This is a genomic window from Paractinoplanes tereljensis (assembly GCF_016862435.1).
Taxonomy (GTDB): domain Bacteria; phylum Actinomycetota; class Actinomycetes; order Mycobacteriales; family Micromonosporaceae; genus Actinoplanes; species Actinoplanes tereljensis.
This window is the reverse complement of the sequence record NZ_BOMY01000022.1, coordinates 502,121-517,934: the sequence shown is the minus strand read 5'-3', so window position 1 is coordinate 517,934 and position 15,814 is coordinate 502,121. Positions and strand designations below refer to the sequence as shown.

Annotated in this window: 14 protein-coding genes and 1 riboswitch; of the genes, 8 read left to right on the top strand and 6 right to left on the bottom strand. The window is 71.4% G+C overall.

What is annotated here, in order from left to right; genetic code table 11:
- The first annotated feature begins 12 nt into the window (after positions 1–12).
- The 3 genes from Ate02nite_RS17485 to Ate02nite_RS17475 all read left to right on the top strand — a co-directional run bounded on the left by Ate02nite_RS17485 (position 13) and on the right by Ate02nite_RS17475 (position 3,075).
- Complete coding sequence (locus Ate02nite_RS17485) at positions 13–2,043, top strand: S9 family peptidase (protein WP_203806649.1); 2,031 nt, start codon at positions 13–15, stop codon at positions 2,041–2,043.
- Between the two features lie 67 nt (positions 2,044–2,110).
- A complete protein-coding gene (locus Ate02nite_RS17480) occupies positions 2,111–2,566 on the top strand; it encodes a glycosyltransferase family 28 protein (protein ID WP_203806647.1) in 456 nt (151 codons plus the stop codon).
- Positions 2,566–3,075 carry a hypothetical protein gene (locus Ate02nite_RS17475; protein WP_203806645.1) on the top strand — a complete coding sequence of 170 codons (510 nt, stop codon included), beginning with the start codon at positions 2,566–2,568 and terminating at the stop codon, positions 3,073–3,075. Before Ate02nite_RS17480 ends, Ate02nite_RS17475 begins: the two co-directional genes overlap by 1 nt.
- Here the strand turns inward: Ate02nite_RS17475 and Ate02nite_RS17470 are convergent.
- On the bottom strand, positions 3,038–3,613 hold the full coding sequence (locus tag Ate02nite_RS17470) for a TetR/AcrR family transcriptional regulator (protein ID WP_203806643.1): 576 nt from the start codon (positions 3,611–3,613) through the stop codon (positions 3,038–3,040). The genes Ate02nite_RS17475 and Ate02nite_RS17470 overlap by 38 nt on opposite strands.
- 62 nt (positions 3,614–3,675) lie before the next feature.
- Between Ate02nite_RS17470 and Ate02nite_RS17465 the strand changes: the two genes are divergently transcribed.
- On the top strand, positions 3,676–4,473 hold the full coding sequence (locus Ate02nite_RS17465) for an alpha/beta fold hydrolase (RefSeq protein WP_203806641.1): 798 nt from the start codon (positions 3,676–3,678) through the stop codon (positions 4,471–4,473).
- Here Ate02nite_RS17465 and cydC read toward each other — a convergent pair.
- From cydC to Ate02nite_RS17450, 3 genes are read right to left on the bottom strand one after another with little or no spacing between them, the layout of a single operon-like run.
- Positions 4,430–7,825, bottom strand: a complete 3,396-nt coding sequence (gene cydC, locus Ate02nite_RS17460; RefSeq protein ID WP_203806639.1) for a thiol reductant ABC exporter subunit CydC — start codon at positions 7,823–7,825, stop codon at positions 4,430–4,432. The genes Ate02nite_RS17465 and cydC overlap by 44 nt on opposite strands.
- On the bottom strand, positions 7,822–8,802 hold the full coding sequence (gene cydB, locus Ate02nite_RS17455) for a cytochrome d ubiquinol oxidase subunit II (RefSeq protein ID WP_203806637.1): 981 nt from the start codon (positions 8,800–8,802) through the stop codon (positions 7,822–7,824). The genes cydC and cydB overlap by 4 nt, the downstream gene beginning before the upstream one ends.
- A 12-nt stretch (positions 8,803–8,814) precedes the next feature.
- Positions 8,815–10,179 (bottom strand): cytochrome ubiquinol oxidase subunit I, encoded by a 1,365-nt coding sequence (locus Ate02nite_RS17450; protein WP_203806635.1) that lies wholly within the window; start codon positions 10,177–10,179, stop codon positions 8,815–8,817.
- Between the two features lie 73 nt (positions 10,180–10,252).
- Here Ate02nite_RS17450 and Ate02nite_RS17445 point away from each other — a divergent pair, with 73 nt between their 5' ends.
- The 3 genes from Ate02nite_RS17445 (at position 10,253) to Ate02nite_RS17435 (ending at position 12,766) form a co-directional block, all read left to right on the top strand.
- A complete protein-coding gene (locus Ate02nite_RS17445) occupies positions 10,253–10,600 on the top strand; it encodes a BlaI/MecI/CopY family transcriptional regulator (protein WP_203806633.1) in 348 nt (115 codons plus the stop codon).
- Positions 10,597–11,502, top strand: coding sequence for a M56 family metallopeptidase (locus Ate02nite_RS17440; protein WP_203806631.1), 906 nt, complete (start codon positions 10,597–10,599; stop codon positions 11,500–11,502). Before Ate02nite_RS17445 ends, Ate02nite_RS17440 begins: the two co-directional genes overlap by 4 nt.
- Before the next feature lie 119 nt (positions 11,503–11,621).
- Positions 11,622–11,759: riboswitch (cyclic di-AMP (ydaO/yuaA leader) on the top strand.
- Between the two features lie 14 nt (positions 11,760–11,773).
- Positions 11,774–12,766 (top strand): C40 family peptidase, encoded by a 993-nt coding sequence (locus Ate02nite_RS17435; protein WP_203806629.1) that lies wholly within the window; start codon positions 11,774–11,776, stop codon positions 12,764–12,766.
- Positions 12,767–12,815: 49 nt separating this feature from the next.
- Here the strand turns inward: Ate02nite_RS17435 and Ate02nite_RS17430 are convergent, their stop codons facing one another.
- Together Ate02nite_RS17430 and Ate02nite_RS17425 are read right to left on the bottom strand one after the other, a co-directional pair.
- Complete coding sequence (locus tag Ate02nite_RS17430) at positions 12,816–14,150, bottom strand: M1 family metallopeptidase (RefSeq protein WP_203806627.1); 1,335 nt, start codon at positions 14,148–14,150, stop codon at positions 12,816–12,818.
- 21 nt (positions 14,151–14,171) lie between these two features.
- Positions 14,172–14,612, bottom strand: coding sequence for a MarR family winged helix-turn-helix transcriptional regulator (locus Ate02nite_RS17425; RefSeq protein ID WP_203806626.1), 441 nt, complete (start codon positions 14,610–14,612; stop codon positions 14,172–14,174).
- A gap of 98 nt (positions 14,613–14,710) precedes the next feature.
- Here Ate02nite_RS17425 and Ate02nite_RS17420 point away from each other — a divergent pair, with 98 nt between their 5' ends.
- The gene (locus Ate02nite_RS17420) at positions 14,711–15,781 is read left to right on the top strand and encodes an epoxide hydrolase family protein (RefSeq protein WP_203806624.1); all 1,071 of its coding nucleotides are present in this window, start codon (positions 14,711–14,713) and stop codon (positions 15,779–15,781) included.
- Positions 15,782–15,814 lie beyond the last annotated feature (33 nt).

Here is a 15,814-nt window from a genome sequence, read left to right as displayed (position 1 = left end):
AGACTGGCCGGTATGTCGTCGACGTACCCGAGTCTGCTTGCCCGCACCCAGCGCTTCCGGCTCGGCCGTCCGCAGCGGCTCAGCCTGACCCCGGACGGGCGGCGGGTGCTGTTCCTGCGCTCCCGCGGCGGCGAGGACCCGGTGCGTCTGCTCTGGCAACTCGACCTCGAGACCGGGGTGGAACGCCTGCTGGCCGATCCGCTCGCGGGCGAGAACGCGCCTACGGCGCAGGAGCAGACCCGCCGGGAGCGGGCCCGCGATCAGGGTTCCGGCATCGTCGATTACAGCTTCGACCAGGGTGTACGGGTGGTCGCGTACACGGTCGCGCAGGAACTGCACCGGGTCGACCCGTGGACCGGGGACGGCGAGCGGCTGCCGGCCCGCACGCCGCTGACCGACGCGGTGCTCAGCCCGGACGGCAGCGCGGTGGCCTACGTGCATTCCGGTGCGCTGCGGCTGATCGGCGCGGACGGCACCGGCGACCGCACGCTGGCCGAACCGGAGAACCCGGACGTCACCTACGGCCTGGCCGAACACGTCGCGGCCGAGTCGATGGACCGCCAGCGCGGGCACTGGTGGTCACCGGCGTCCGACCGGCTCGCCGTGTGCCGGGTCGACAACGGACCGGTCGCCACCTGGTACCTGAGCGATCCGGCCCGGCCCGACGAGCCGCCGACCGCGCACCGCTACCCGGCCGCCGGCACCGCCAACGCCCTGGTCAGCCTGCACCTGCTCGACCGGGTCGGCGGCCGGGTCGACATCGATTTCGGGTGGGACGACTACGAATATCTGGTCGCCGTGGTGTGGGACGCGCACGGGCTGCTGGCGGTGTTGCAGAACCGTCCGCAGACAGTTCTACGAACCGTGGCCGTCGACCCGGACACCGGCCGGGTCGAGACCATCGCCGAGAGCCGCGACGCCGCCTGGACCCAGATCGTCCCCGGGGTGCCGTCGCGCACCGCGTCCGGCGCCCTGGTCGGCACCGCCGACCTCGGCGACACCCGCTACCTGACCGTCGACGGGCAACCGGTCACCCCGGCCGGGCTGCAGGTCGCCGAGGTGCACGGCTGCGACGGCGACACGGTCCTGTTCGGGGCGTCCGAGGAGCCGGCCGAACGGCACCTGTGGACGTGGACCCCCGGCACCGGCATCGAGCGGGTGACCACCCGGCCGGGGCGGTACTCGGGGATCCGGGCGGCCGGCACCACCGTGGTCAACGCGGCCACCCTGGACGGGCACGCGGTCACCGTCTCCGGCCGTACGGTCAAGGACCTGTCGGTGCCTTCCCCGTCCGTACCCCTGGTGTCTCTGTTGCGTGCCGGTGAGCGTGAGTTGCGGACGGCCGTGCTGTTTCCGGCCGGCTGGCAGGGTGAGCGGCTCCCGGTGCTGATGGATCCCTATGGCGGTCCGGCCGCGCAGCGGGTGGTCGCCGACCGCGACGCCTACTACGCGTCGCAGTGGTTCGCCGACCAGGGGTTCGCGGTGATCATCGCGGACGGGCGCGGCACCCCCGGGCGTGGACCGCGCTGGGAGCGGGCCGTTCACGGTGACCGGTCCACCAGTCTTCTAGAAGACCAGGTCGACGCGTTGCACTACGTCGCCGGCAAACATCCAGAACTCGACCTGACCCGAGTCGGTATCCGAGGCTGGTCGGCCGGCGGGTACCTGGCCGCGCTGGCCGTGCTGCGGCGGCCGGACGTCTTCCACGCCGCCGTCGCCGGCGCTCCCGTCACCGACCACCTGCTCTACGACACCCACTGGCAGGAGCGTTTCCTCGGCGATCCGCGGCTCGATCCGGACGCCTACCGCCGCTCGTCGCTCATCGACGACGCCGCCGGCCTGGAACGGCCGCTGATGCTGATCCACGGCCTGCGCGACGACAACGTCTACCCGGTGCACACCATGCGGCTGTCCGCGGCGCTGCTGGCCGCCGGCCGGCCGCACACCGTGCTGCCGCTGCCCGGCGCCAGTCACATGGCACCCGGCACCGACCTGCTCACCCCCCAACTGCGCTTCCTCCGAGAGGCGCTGAACATCCACTGAACGGCGTAGCCGGATCCGCTCCACAGTGGATCCACAGGTTCGGCGCCGGGGTCTAGCGTCGGCCGGTATGAGCGGGGGGTTACGGGTGGTGATCGTGTCCGGCAGTGGTGGGGTACTGCTGGACACGCTCGCCCTGCGCCCGTGGTGGCAGCGGCACGACACCTCGTGGGTGGCGGTGCCGGCCGCCGACACCGAGATCGCGCTGGCCGGCCTGCCGGTGACCTGGCAGGCCGACCCGCCCGGCTGGCCGCACACGGTCGCCGCGGTCTGGCGGGCCTATCACCACCTGCGCCGGTCGCGGCCCGACCTGCTGGTGTCGGCCGGGCGGCGGCTCACCGTGCCGTACTTCCTGGCCGCGCGCCTGCGCCGGGTGCCGGCCGTGTTCGTGGAGACCCTGACCCAGACGAGTACGCCGTGTGGCACCGCCCGCCTCAGCGCCCGCCTCGCCCGCGTCGTGCTGGTACAACGGCCGGACCGGGTGACCGCCCACCGGGACGCGGTGCTGGTGGGCGAGCTGTACTGATGGCCGGCATCCTGGTCACCGTCGGCATGGGACCGTGGGTTTTCGACCGGCTGATCCGGGCGGTCGAGCCGCTGTGCGCCTACCACGACGTGTTCGTGCAGACCGGCGCGTCGCCGGTGGTGCCGTCGTGCCCGCACGCCCGCTGGGTGCCGCTCGACGAGATGCAGCGCCGGCTGTCCGACGCCGACATCGTGATCACCCACGCCGGCAGCACGGTCCGGCTGGTGCAGCGCCTCGGGCGGGTGCCGATCGTGGTCGCCCGGCGGCGCTCCCTGGCCGAGACCGGCTCCGACCGGCAGGAGCATTTCCTACGCTCCGAAGAGCAGGCCGGACGGGTACGGGCGGTGTGGGACGCGTCCACCCTGCCCGACGCGGTGGCCTCGCACACGGCGGCCGCGGCCGGGCTGCTCGAGTCCCGCCCGTTGCCGGCCGCGATCTCCGACGAGGCCCTGACCGCCGCCCTCGACCGGGTCAGCCGCCGCCTGCTGGGCTTTCCCGGCCGGCCGTGAGAATGGCGGCCATCGAGGTGCGGACCCGGTCCGCGACCTCGGCCGGGTCGCCGGCCGGCAGTTTCCCGTCGAGATGCAGGAAGGCCAGGCCGTGCACCAGGGCCCAGCCGGCGGTGGCCAGGGCGGCGGCGTCGGCCTCCGGATAGGTGGTGGCGATCACCCGCTTCACGAACCGCCGGATCTCGGTCGCGGCCCGGACCCGCGGGTCGTCGGCGTCGTCGCAGGGATTGCCGAACATCAGCTGGAACAGTGCCGGCCGTTCGAGCGCGAACGCCACGTAGGCGACGCCCAACTCGGCCAGCCCGCCCGCCCCGGCGAGCCGTTCGCCCAGGTCACGGAAGCCCTCGGTGGCCAGCGCGGACTCCAGAGCGTCCTTGTCGGCGTAGTGCCGGTAGGGGGCGGTCGCCGACACCCCGGCCCGCTTGGCCACCGCGCGCAACGAGAACGGCTCGCCCGCCTCGAGCATCTCGGTGGCCGACCGGAGCAGGGCAGCCCGCAGATCGCCGTGATGATAGCCATCCCGTGCCGATGTTGACACTGCTCACTTCCCCGGTATGTTTGCGCTGTTAACTTTCATCGTACGGCTGGTAGGGAACCACTATGACCGCGCCGCTCGTCCTCATCGCACCGGCCATGGGCATCGGGTCCGCCTATTACCGCCCGCTCGTCGAGGACTTCCAGCGACGCGGGTGGCCGGCCCGGGCGCTGGGGCGGCGCGGCTTCGAGCGCGGACAGCCGAGGGCGAGCCGGGTCAACGACTGGTCCTACGCCGACGAGATCGAGGACATCGCCCAGGCGGTCGCGCAGGGCCGGGCCGAGGAACCCGACCGGCCGGTGCTGCTGCTCGGGCACAGTCTCGGCGCCCAGCTGGCCGCCGGCCACGAGCTGAGCCGCGACCCGGTCGACGGGGTCGTCACCGTCGGCGGTGCGCTGCCTTACCACCGGCACTATCCGCTCGGCGGGGCGCACATCCTGGCGCTGGCGACGGTCATCGTGCCGGTGCTGACCGCGGCGTACGGCTATCTCCCCAAACCGGCCTTCGGCGGCCCCGGCGCCCGGACCCTGATGCGGGAATGGGCCCGGATCGCGGTGTCGGACCGGCTGCCCTTCCCGGCGGACGGGTTGGTACAGACGCCGTCCCTGGTGGTCAGCCTGGGCGGCGACAACTACGCGCCGTCCCGCGCGGTCGACGCCTTCGCCGCCCGGCTGTTCGACCCCGCACACACGACCCGCTGGGAGTACCGCCGCGCCGACGTGCGCCCCGGGCACAGCAACGGCCACGTCACCTGGGTCCGCGGCGCCGGCCAGGTGGTGGACCGGGTGGTGACCTGGTGGGACTCCCAGCCGACGAAGATCAGCTCGCGAGGACCATCGCCCGTCGATCATCGAGATCGATGATCCGGTCGACCCGGTCCAGGCCCTCGCGGCGGTGGGTCAGCAAGAGGACGGTACGGCCGGTGGTCGCGTCCAGCAGGTCGGCCATCAGGCTCTCGGCCAGGTCGGCGTCGAGCCCTTCGGTCGGTTCGTCGAGGATGAGGATCTCCGGGTCGGCCAGCAGCGCACGGGCAATAGCGAGCCGGCGCGCCTGCCCACCGGACATGGTCGTGCCCCCGGTCCCCAGCCAGGTGCCCAGCCCGTCGGGGAGCCCGGCGAGCCAGCCACCGAGCCGGACCCGATCGATCGCGGCGCGCAGCTCGGCGTCGGTAGCGGCGGGCCGGGCGAGCCGCAGGTTCTCCCGAACGGTCGACGCGAAGATGTGACCGGTGTCGTCCCCGGCCAGCACGATCCGCCCGCGCACCGCCGCTTCCGGGAGGGCACACAGATCCCGCCCGTCACCGATGGTGATCGTCCCGGCCCGGGGGTCGAGCAGCCGGGCGAGCGCCGCCCCGAGCGTGGACTTACCCGAGCCGGAGCGACCAGTCACCGCAACCCGAGCCCCAGCCGGAAGGTCAAGGTCGAAGCCGCGCAGAACCGGTTCCCGATCCGGCTCCCAGCCAGCGGAAAGCCCTCGCACGGAGAGATCACCGAGCACGCCGGCCGGCCGATCCCCGTCGGCAGGTGGCGGGTTGTCCGTGGGGAAGACGGCCGGGACCTCGGTGGAGGTCAAGTCGGCCAGGCGAAGGGTGGCGCCCGCTTCGCGGCGGCGGGCTATGGCTGCGTCGGGCAGGGTGAGGATGGTTTCGCCGAGGGCCACGACGGCCAGCAGGAGTACGGCTTTCCACTCAGGCGCGAGGGTGGTGCCGGCCAGGGACCAGGCGGCGCCGGTGACGGCGATGCCCCAGCCCAGGTGGGCGGTGGCAATGGCTCGGCCGGCGGTTCGGGCCGCTCGGGATTCCAGGGCCGCGAGCGTGCGGCTGCGGTTTTCCGGTACCGGGCTGCCGGCCGGTAGTTCCTCCAGGCCGTCGACGGTCTCCACCATGGCGTCCCGCAGGCGGGTGCGGGCGGTCGCGGTCGCGGAGTCCTCGCGGGTGGTTTGGCGGGCGGCCAGGGCGGGGGCCAGGACGGCCGCCACCAGGAGCCCGGCGGCCAAGGGGAGAGCCAGGGCCGGCGCCAGGGCTACGACGGTGGCCAGAGCCACGGCCAGGGTCACGGCGGCGCTCGCGGCGGGGAGCCGGCCCCGGAGCAGGCCGTCCACCCGGGCATCCACGTCGGCGGCCACCCGGTCCAGCAGGTCGCCGCGGCGGCGCAGGTTCGGCCCGGGGGTGCGGGGGATCAGTGCGGAGTAGACGCTCGCCCGCCGGTGGCCCAGGCGGGCGAAGGCGATGTCGTGGGCGAGCAGCCGTTCCAGGTAGCGCAGCAACGGCCGCGCCACAGCGCTGCCGCGCACCAGCACCACGGCGGCCGAGAGGGTGAGGACCGGCGGCAGGGTGGCGGCGCGCACCAGCAACCAGGCAGCCGCACCGGTCAGCAGAACCCCTGCCAGCGACGATCCACTGCCGAGAGCAACCGCGACCGGCCAGCTGAAGGCGCGCCGCCGCTCACTCCGCGATCTTGCGGAGTTGCTGTTAGGTCCTGACGGCAACTCCGCAAGATCGCGGAGAACTGCCCGCGAGCGGAGGCTCCCCGAAGATCGACTTACCGCTGAGCCGCCACCAACCTCGGACCCGGGCCTACCGCGAGAGGTGTCTGGTGCTTGCCTTGGGCCGGGGTCTTCGGTGGCGGTGGGCGCGATGAGTGGGCTGGGCGGCGGGGCGAGGTCGGTGACCCGGTCGGCGGCGGCCAGTAGAGCGGGGCGGTGGGCCACCACCAGGATGGCGGAGCCGGCTTCGGCGGCCGCCCGGAGCTGGGCGATCACCTGACGTTCGGTCTCCGGGTCCAGGTGGGCGGTGGGCTCGTCGAGCAGCAGGGTCGTCGGTGTCGCGGCGGCCTGGTGCAGGAGAGCGGCCAGGGCCAGGCGGTGCCGCTGGCCGGCGGAGACGCCGGTGCCGTGGTCGCCGAGCGGGGTTTCCGAGGTGAGCTCGCCGGTCAGGCCGACCTCGGCCAGGGCCGCCTCGGCTCCGCCGCCGGGGAAGAGGTCGGCGACCGTGCGGGCGTGCGGCAGGGTGGGCCGCTGCGGGAGGTATCGGGTCTCGCCGGCAGTGACCGCGCCGGTCCGGGCCGGGTGCAAGCCGGCCAGGACGCGCAGGGCGGTCGTCTTGCCGGCCCCGGACGGCCCGCTCAGCGCGACGATCTCGCCGGCCGCAATGGTCAGCGCCGGCAGGACGAGCGCGTCGGAGGCCGTGCCGGGATAGCGGGCGCGAAGCCCCGAGACAAAAACGCCAACCGGCCCCGGCCAGGCGGCGGTGACCGGGCGCGGTGCGGTGGCGGGGTCGTGGAGGACCTCGTCGATGTCGTCTATGGCGGCGGTGGCGTCCGTCGCCGCGTGGTAGCGGGTGGCCATCTCGCGCAGTGGGCGGTAGGCCTCGGGGGCCAGCAGGATCACCAGCAGGGCGGGGGCCAGGGGGAGGTGGCCGGCGGCTACCCGGAGGCCGGCTTCGACCGCGATCAGGCCGACCGACAGGGTGCCGACCAGGTCGAGGGCGGTCGACGACAGGAACGCCACCCGCAGCACCCGGAGAGTCGCCGTGCGGTGCTTGTCGGTCAGGGCGGCGATGGTGCTGGTCTGGCGTTCGGCGCGGCCGAAGATTCGCAGGGTGGGCAGGCCGCGGACCACGTCCAGGAAGTGGCCGGCCAGGCGGGCGTCGGCCTGCCAGCGTGCGCGGGCCCGGGCCTCGGTGGCCCAGCCGATCAGGGCGCCCAGCACCGGGATCAGCGGCAGGGTGACCAGGGCGATCAGCGCCGAGGCCGGGTCGACCACGGCCATCACGACGATGACCAGCGGCGGCAGGGCGACCCCGAGGACGACCGACGGCAGGTAGCCGCTGAACCACGGGCGCAGGGTGTCGAGGCCGGTGGTCAGGACGGTGGTGAGGCGGCCGGCGCCGAACCGGGCCACCCACGCCGGGCCGCGCCGGGGCAGGGCGTGCAGCAGGCGGCGGCGCAGCTCGTCGGTCACTCGCGCCGCGGTGCGGACGGCTACCACCTGCTCGGCCCAGGACAGGGCGGCGCGGGCGGCGTACGCCCCGGCCAGTAGCGCGACCGCCCACCCGCGCCGCTCCGCGATGATCAGGGTGAGTGCGACGGCGATCGCGATGGTGGCGGCCGCCTGGCCGGCGCCGAGCACGGCCAGCGCGGCCACCCCGGCCCGGCTGCTGCGCGCGTGGCGCAGCAGCCGCGGGTCGATCGGCCCCCGACCGGCCTTCCGGGTCATGACGGGACCCGTTCGCTGGCTACCCGGCGGCGGAAGACCACGTACGAAAACGCCTGGTAGGCCAGGACGCCCGGCAGGATCACCACGCCGAACTCGGTCAGCAAGGTCAGGGCGGTGGGGGTGGCGGCGGCCGCGGTCATCGTCAGTGACCAGGAGTCGTTGAGGGTGCTGGGCAGGACCACGTGGCCGTGGGCGGTCAGCACCGCCACCACCGCGCCGGCTACGGCCAGGGCGGTGGTGGCGAAGGCCAGCGCCTCGCGGCCGTTGCGGGCCAGCATGCCGGCCGCCAGCGAGATCGCGGCGGCGGCCAGGACCAGGCGGGACGACATCGCTATCCCGGCCAGCACCAGCACGGCCGCGCCGCCGGTGCCCAGCCAGCGGGCCAGGGTGCGGGCCCGGCGGCGGACCGGGCCGGTGGTGCGCAGGGCCAGGAAGGTGGCGCCCAGCAGCAGCGCGGCGAAGAGAGCCGCGGCGGCGCCCAGGGCGGCCGCGGGGGTGAGGATCGGGTCGAGGCTGCGGGACAGGCCGCCGCCGCGCACCGAACCGTCGGGGCCCAGCGCCAGGCCCTGGACGAAGACGGCCAGCAACGCACCCCACAGCAGCACGATCGCGCCCGAGCTCAGCGCCAGGAACAGGTCGCAGCGCCGCCGCCAGGCGGCATCGGGGCCCTTGCCGCGGAACTCGAGAGTTACACCTCGGACGGCCAGCAGTAGTAGAAGACCGGCCATCGGGAGATACAGACCGGAGAGCAGGGCGCTGTACCAGGCGGGGAACGCCGCGAACGTCACCCCGATCGCGGCCACCAGCCACACCTCGTTGCCGTCCCAGAACGGTCCGATCGTGCGGACGATCGCGCCGCGCTCGTGGTCGTCCCGGCCCAGGAGGGGTTCTAGAACTCCCACGCCGAAATCGAAACCCTCGAGGACGAAGAACAGGACCCAGGCGAGTACGACGATCCAGAACCAGAAGGTGATCACGGAGCTGTCCCCTCAGTAGACGGGCGCGGGTTCGGCGGAATCTTCGGACGGTGTTTCGGCGGGGTGCAGCGGCTGACGGGACACGTGCCGGATCACCCGGAACCAGGCGACGGCCAGCACGCCGTAGACGACCGTGAAGCCGATCAGCGACGCCAGGACCTCGCCGCTGGTCAGGCCGGGGGAGATGCCGTCGGCGACCTTCGAGATGCCGAAGGCGATCCACGGCTGCCGGGCGGTCTCGGTGAAGATCCAGCCGAGCGTGTTGGCCGCGGCCGGCAACACCGGGATCAGCGGCAGCCAGCGGGTCAGCCAGGTGGGGGCGTCGCGGTTCTTACGCGTACGCCACAGGTAGTAGGCGGCGATCGCCGCCGCCAGCATGCCGGCGCCGATCATCAGCCGGAACGTCCAGAAGGCGACCGGGATCATCGGGATGTAGCTGCCGGGGCCGTACTGCGCGGCGTACTGGGCCTGCAGGTCGTCCAGGCCCTGGACGGTGGCGCCGGGGGAGCCCTTGGCCAGGATCGACAGCAGCCAGGGGATATCCAGCGAGAACGACGGGAACGGCGGGCCGGTGGTGACGATCGAGAACGGCGCGCCCTTGGTCGTCTCGTAGAGGGCTTCGGCGGCGGCCATCTTCATCGGCTGGACCTCGGTGATCACCTTGCCGAGGTGGTCGCCGGTCAGCGCGGTCATCGCCCCACCGGCGACCATCAGCCAGGCGCCCAGCCGGGCCAGGGTGCGATGCGCGGGCTCGGCGGCCAGGCGCCACACCGCGATGGCGAGCAGCAGCGCGCCGCCGACCATCGCCGCGCCGGCCAGGGTGTGCGGGAAGGCGGCCAGGTTCACCTTGTTGAGCAGCAGCTCGTGGAAGGAGGTGAGACGGGCGCGTCCGGTGGTGGGGTCCAGCGCGTACGCGATCGGATTCTGCATGAAGCTGTTGGCGGCCAGGATGATGAACGCCGACAGGACCGTGCCCAGCGACACGATGACGATGGTGGCCGCGTGCAGCAGGCGGGGAAGGCGGTCCCAGCCGAAATACCACAGGGCCAGGAACGTGGCCTCGAGGAAGAACGCGAGCATGCCCTCGATGGCCAGCGTCGGGCCGAAGACGTCGCCGTAGAACTTGGCGAACGCACTCCAGCCCATCCCGAACTGGAACTCCTGGACGAGCCCGGTGACCACGCCGACCGCGAACGTGACGATCAGCAGCTTGCCGACGAACTTGGTCAGGTCGAGATAGCGCTCCCGGCGGGTGCGCAGCCAGGCGATCTCCAGACCGGCCGCCACCGCGGCCAGGCTGATCGACAGCGGCACGAAGAAGTAGTGGTAGATCGTGACGACCGCGAACTGCAGCCGGGTCAGGTCCAGCACGTCCATGAGCACCCCTCTACGACGTCTCGTAGTAGATACTACGACGCGTAGTACGACGCCGTGCAGTAGGATGGGCCACATGGCACTCGGGGACCTCGAACGCGAGGTCATGACGCAGTTGTGGGACTCGGCCGAGCCGCTTACCGTGCGGCAGGTGCACGAGGGGCTCAGCCGCGACCGCGACCTGGCCTACACGACCGTGATGACCGTGCTCGACCGGCTCGCCAAGAAGGGCGTGGTCGTGCAGCAGAAGGCCGACCGCGCCTATCGCTACACCCCGGCGCAGACCCGCGAGGAGATGACCGCCTCGGTCATGCTCGACGCGCTCACCGCCAGCCCCGACCAGGACGCGGCGCTCGCCTATTTCGTCGGCCGGCTCCCGCCGTCCGCGCTGGCCGCCGCCATCGAGGCCGCCAAAAAGAGATGACCGCGCTCCTGCTGGGTGCGCTCGGCCTGACGCTCTCGCTGGTCGTGCCGGGCATTCTGGCGAATGCCGACTGGCCCGACCGGGCGCCGGCTGCCGCCGTCTTCCTCTGGCAGGCGATCACCCTGGCCGGGGTGCTTTGCGCACTCGGCGTCGTGCTCGCGGCCCCAGAGGAGCTGACGCGTACGTCGGACAAGCCCTTTGGCGCGGCCGCTCTGGTCGCGGCGCTCGTGGTCGCGGCGGTGATCGTGCTGCGGCTGCTCTGGTCGCTCTACGGCGTCTCGAAACGCTCCCGGGTGCGCCGGGAGCGGCACCGGCTGCTCGTCGACCTGCTCGACCGGGTCGAGCAGCGGCAGGAACTCGGCGCCGACAACGTGCGCGTGCTGCAGGGCGCGCTGCCGCTCGCCTACTGCGTGCCCGGCCGGGAAGCCCGGGTCGTGCTCTCCGACGGCGTGCTGCAGGTGCTGGACCGGCCGGAGATCGACGCGGTGCTCGCCCACGAGCAGACCCACCTGCGGCACCGGCACGAGGTGGTGATGGAGTCGTTCACCGCGTTCTACCGGGCGGTGCCGCGTCCACTCCGTAGCCGGGCACCGCTTGACGCCGTACACCTGCTGCTGGAGATGGTGGCCGACGATGCCGCGAGTCGCCGCACCGGGCCGGGGCCGCTGCGGGCCGCGTTGGAGCGGTTGAGCGACGCTGTTCCGCTCGCCGAAGGCGTGGCGGCCGACCCGAAGGGCGATGCGCGGCGCCGTCGGATGGCCCGGCTGGCGGTGTCGCACACCCGGTCCGTCGGCCTCAACGCGGTCGTCACGGCCGCCGCCCTGGGCCTGCTGGTATTACCCACCGTGATCCTGGTGGTGCCGTGGCTGGGCGAGGCGCTGGATAAATGGCCGTTGAGATAACGCTCCGTGGTTGAGGGCGTGCAAGCAGTTTCCCTGTCGTGCCTGCTTCAGTTAACGACTTGATCCGGAGTACGGTGGTCCCCGGTCTGGCAGCCCCCCATCGTCCAACCGGGCGATCTGACGGACCACCGCCTAATCGCCATTCGTGGCGAACCGGGGACCCGTGTAGTTGGGGTGAAGCCGCGCAATTCCGGCGGCCGGGCGCGCTTCCCGCTCGAACCCGTCAGCTAACCCGGTCGGCGGCCGAGGGAAGAAAGGACTACGCACCTACGTGAAACGGATTGGGGCGCGACGCGCCGCAGTTCTGCGTGGACTCGTCTGTGTCGTCGCGGCGGCCGGGATCGTTGTCACCGGACCCTCCGTGGCGCAGGCGGCACCCTCCCCGGCCAGCGTCGAGGCCCAGATCGACAAGCAGTGGAACGAACTCGAGCCGGTCATCGAGCAGTACAACGACGTGCACGGCAAACTGCTCAAGAACCAGGCTCAGCAGAAGAAGCTCGCCTCGCAGATCACCCCGCTGCAGGTGCAGGTCGACGTCGCGCTGTCACAGGTGCGGGGTCTGGCGACGGACGCGTACATGCAGGGCTCACCGAACGCGCTCAACGCCATGATCATCACCGGATCGCCGACCGGGCTGACCGCCAAGCTGACCTACCTCGATCAGCTGGCACGCCATCAGCAGGACCAGATCGCCGGCGTCGCGAAACTTCGCGACAAGTACGCGAGTACCAAGTCGGACCTGGACGTGCTGACCAGCTCGATCGCCGCGCGCGACGCCGACCTCGGCAAGCGCAAGGCGGCGATCGAAAAGAAGATCAACGACCTGCAGAAACTGCGGATCCAGGCGTACGGGGCGGCCGGCGAGTCGGACGGCCCGTACAAGACCGGTCCGTGTCCCGTCACCTACTCCAACGACAAGGGTGGCCGTGCGGCGCAGCGTGCCTGCGACCTCATCGGCAAGCCCTACGTCTTCGGTTCCAACGGTCCGAACAGTTACGACTGCTCGGGCCTGACGCAGGCGGCGTGGGCCAGCGTGGGCGTCTCCCTCGAGCACTACACGAAAGACCAGTGGAACGAGGGCAAGGCGGTCTCCCGCAGCGAACTGCAACCGGGCGACCTGGTCTTCTACTATCCGGGCAGCCTCCACCACGTGGCCATCTATATCGGTGGCGGCATGGTGGTGCACGCCCCGCACACGGGCGACCATGTGCGGATGGCGACGATCGAGCGAGGACCGATCGCCGGATATCGGCGACCGGGCTAGAGATCTTGTAGTTACGGGCCGCCGGATTGTCTCCGGCGGCCCGTTTTTTTTATCCCTCGACTCGGTGCGTGGCCCAGAACGAGGTCAGGTCGGTCGTGGTGGCGGCCTGCGCGGCGGCCTTGAAGTCGGCGACCGTCGAGACGCCGTACCAGTGACTCGCGGCGTACGACTTGAGCAGGTTTGTCATGGCGGTGGTGCCGATCAGACGGCGCAGATCGTGCAACGTGCACTTGCCGTATCCGTAGATCACGGTGCTGTAGCGGCTCGAGTGCGCGTCCCAGTAGGCCATCGAGTTGGTCAGCTTCTCCGCCGACGACTGCCAGGTGATGCCGCAGCCCGAGCCGGTCTTGTTGAAGTACAGGTCGGTGGCGTAATCGGTGAAGCCCTCGTCCAGCCACGGCGTCGTGTACTCGTCGTCGCCGACGATCCCGTAGAACCACTGGTGCGCCAGCTCGTGGGCCAGGGCGGTGGAGCTGACCACGTCGAGTACGAAGCCCGGGTACTCCATCCCACCGAACCAGTAGCCGTTGTCCAGGACCACGTCGGCCTCGCCGTACGGGTAGGCGCCGAACCGGCCGGAGTGCGCATCCAGGGCGGCCTTGGCCGTGCTGAGCATGGAGTTGGCGTTGGTGGTGCTGATCGAGCTCACCGAGTAGACGTTGACGGCCACGCCACCCGCGGTGGTCCCGGAGATCTTCTTGAACGGCCCGGCGGCCCAGGCGAACTCCCGCACCTGCTTCCCGGCGGCCTTCGTGACCGTACGGCCGGTGCTGCCGGCCGTGTCGGTCGACGTGCCGGTGGCCGGCGCCGAGATGGTGCTCGGGTGATCGAGGCTCACGGTGTAGTCCGAGGCGAGCGCGTAGAAGCTCTCCCCGTTGTTGGTGTACGGGTCGAGGTGCCAGCCGGCCGCGTCGCGGACCGCGAGCACCGGGATCGCGTTGCCGATGTAGTAGTAGCTGCCGTTGTGGCCGAACCGGTCGATCCCCTCGGTGACCGTGATCGACACGTCGAAGCCGATGCTGCCGCTCGCACCCTGGGCCAGCGGTGCCGACAGCGTGATCTTCAGGGCCGTGCAGGCGACCTCGAGCGTGCCTGCGGTGCCACCGGTGACGTTGCTGACCTTGATCGGCAGGGTGGTGCAGGTGCCGTGCGCGTTGTCCCACAACCGCAGGTAGACCTCGGTGAGGGCGACCGCGGAGGCGTTGGTGAAGGTGACGCTCTCGTGCCCGGTCCAGACCCCGCCGGTGGCGTTACTGGTCAGGCTGATCGTGTACGCCGGGGTGGCCGGAGTACGGGTCGCGTCGGCCGCTGCGTGGGCCGGGGTGGCCGGCACGGCGATGCCCGCAACGATCGCGAGCAGAGCCGGGATAATGCGTCTAATCATTCGACGAGCTTGAATGTTTTCTTACATGCTGGGCAACGGGGGAATCCCTTGCTTGTGGTGCTTGTGCAGCTTGACAAGCAGGCGGGTGAGTTCTTCGCGCTCGGTTTCATCCAGCGGCTCGAGCAGTGAGTCCTGGATCGAGGCCACGGTCTTGGTGAGTTCTTTGGCGCGCTTCCGGCCGGTCGGGGTGATGGTGACGAGGTAGCGGCGCTTGTCCGTCTTGTCCATGCTGCGCATGACGTAGCCGTTGGCCTGGAGGTCGTTGATGGTCGCGACCATGTCGCTAGGGTAGATGCCGGTGCGGCGGCCGAGGTTGGCTTGGGTGGTCGGTCCCTCGGTGTCCAATGAGGTCAGGACGCGGTAGTGGTAGCCGCGCGCGCCGGCCGCCGAGAAGCCCTCGCTGACGAGTCGACCCGCGTAAGCGGCGTTCTGATTGAGCAGCCAACTCGGCAGGTGTTCCATGCGCAGACCCTAACATTCGTCGCCCTAACGTTAGTGGGCCTAACGTTTACGTCACAAACGTTAGGGTGACTAACGTTAGTCGGCCTAACGTTAGGGGCATGAACGAATTTGAGGTGCACGTTTCGGAAGCTGACCTTGACGACCTTCGGGACCGGCTCGGGCGCACTCGCTGGCCTGATGAGCTGCCTGGGAGCGGCTGGGATTACGGCATTCCGCTCGAACGCGTCCAGCACCTGGCCGCCGCCTGGCAGAACTACGACTGGCGGCGCCACGAGGCCCGCCTCAACGCGTACCCCCAGTTCACCACCACGATCGACGGCGAGAACGTCTGGTTCCTGCACATCCGGTCGGCCGACCCCAACGCGCTCCCGCTCATCCTCACCCACGGCTGGCCCGGCTCGCCGGTCGAGTTCCTCGACCTGATCCCGCTGCTCACGCCGCATTTCCACCTGGTCATCCCGGCAATCCCGGGATACAGCTTCTCCGGCCCGACCCGCTCACGCGGCCGGGGCCTCCGATGGGTGGCTGAGGCCTGGTCGACGCTGATGGCTCGCCTGGGGTACGACCGGTACGGCGCCCAGGGCGGCGACTGGGGCTCCGGCATCTCGCAGCTGCTGGGCTCGCTGGACCAGGATCACGTGGCCGGCGTACACGTCAATTTCCTGCCCACCGGCGGCCCCTACGACGGCCCGCTGAGCCCGGAAGACCAGGCCCGGCTGGCCAGGACCCAAAAGCAGGCCGCCAACCGCCACCCGCACCAGGTCCAGTTCGCGGCGGCCCCGCAGACCGTCGCCTACGCGCTCACCGACTCGCCGGTGGGCCAGCTGGCGTTCCTGGCCGAGAAGTTCACGACCTGGGCCGACCCCGCGCACCCGATCCCCGACGAGACGATCCTCGACGACGTCATGCACTACTGGCTGACCCGGACCGCCGCCTCCTCCTCGCGCCTGATCAAGGAGACCGGGCTGGGCGGCAAGCCGGCTCCGTGCCCGGTGCCGCTGGGGGTGGCGGTGCTGCCGTACGACATCGTCCAGTCGGTGCGGCCGCTGGTCGAGCAGAATCACGACGTACGCCGATGGTCGGAATTTTCGCGTGGCGGCCATTTCGCCGCGCTGGAGGTCCCGGCGCTCCTCGCCGCGGATATCGCGGCGTTCTTCGGGAGCCTGTGACAGCGCCGGGATCTTGTCAGGGGGTGCGGGCAT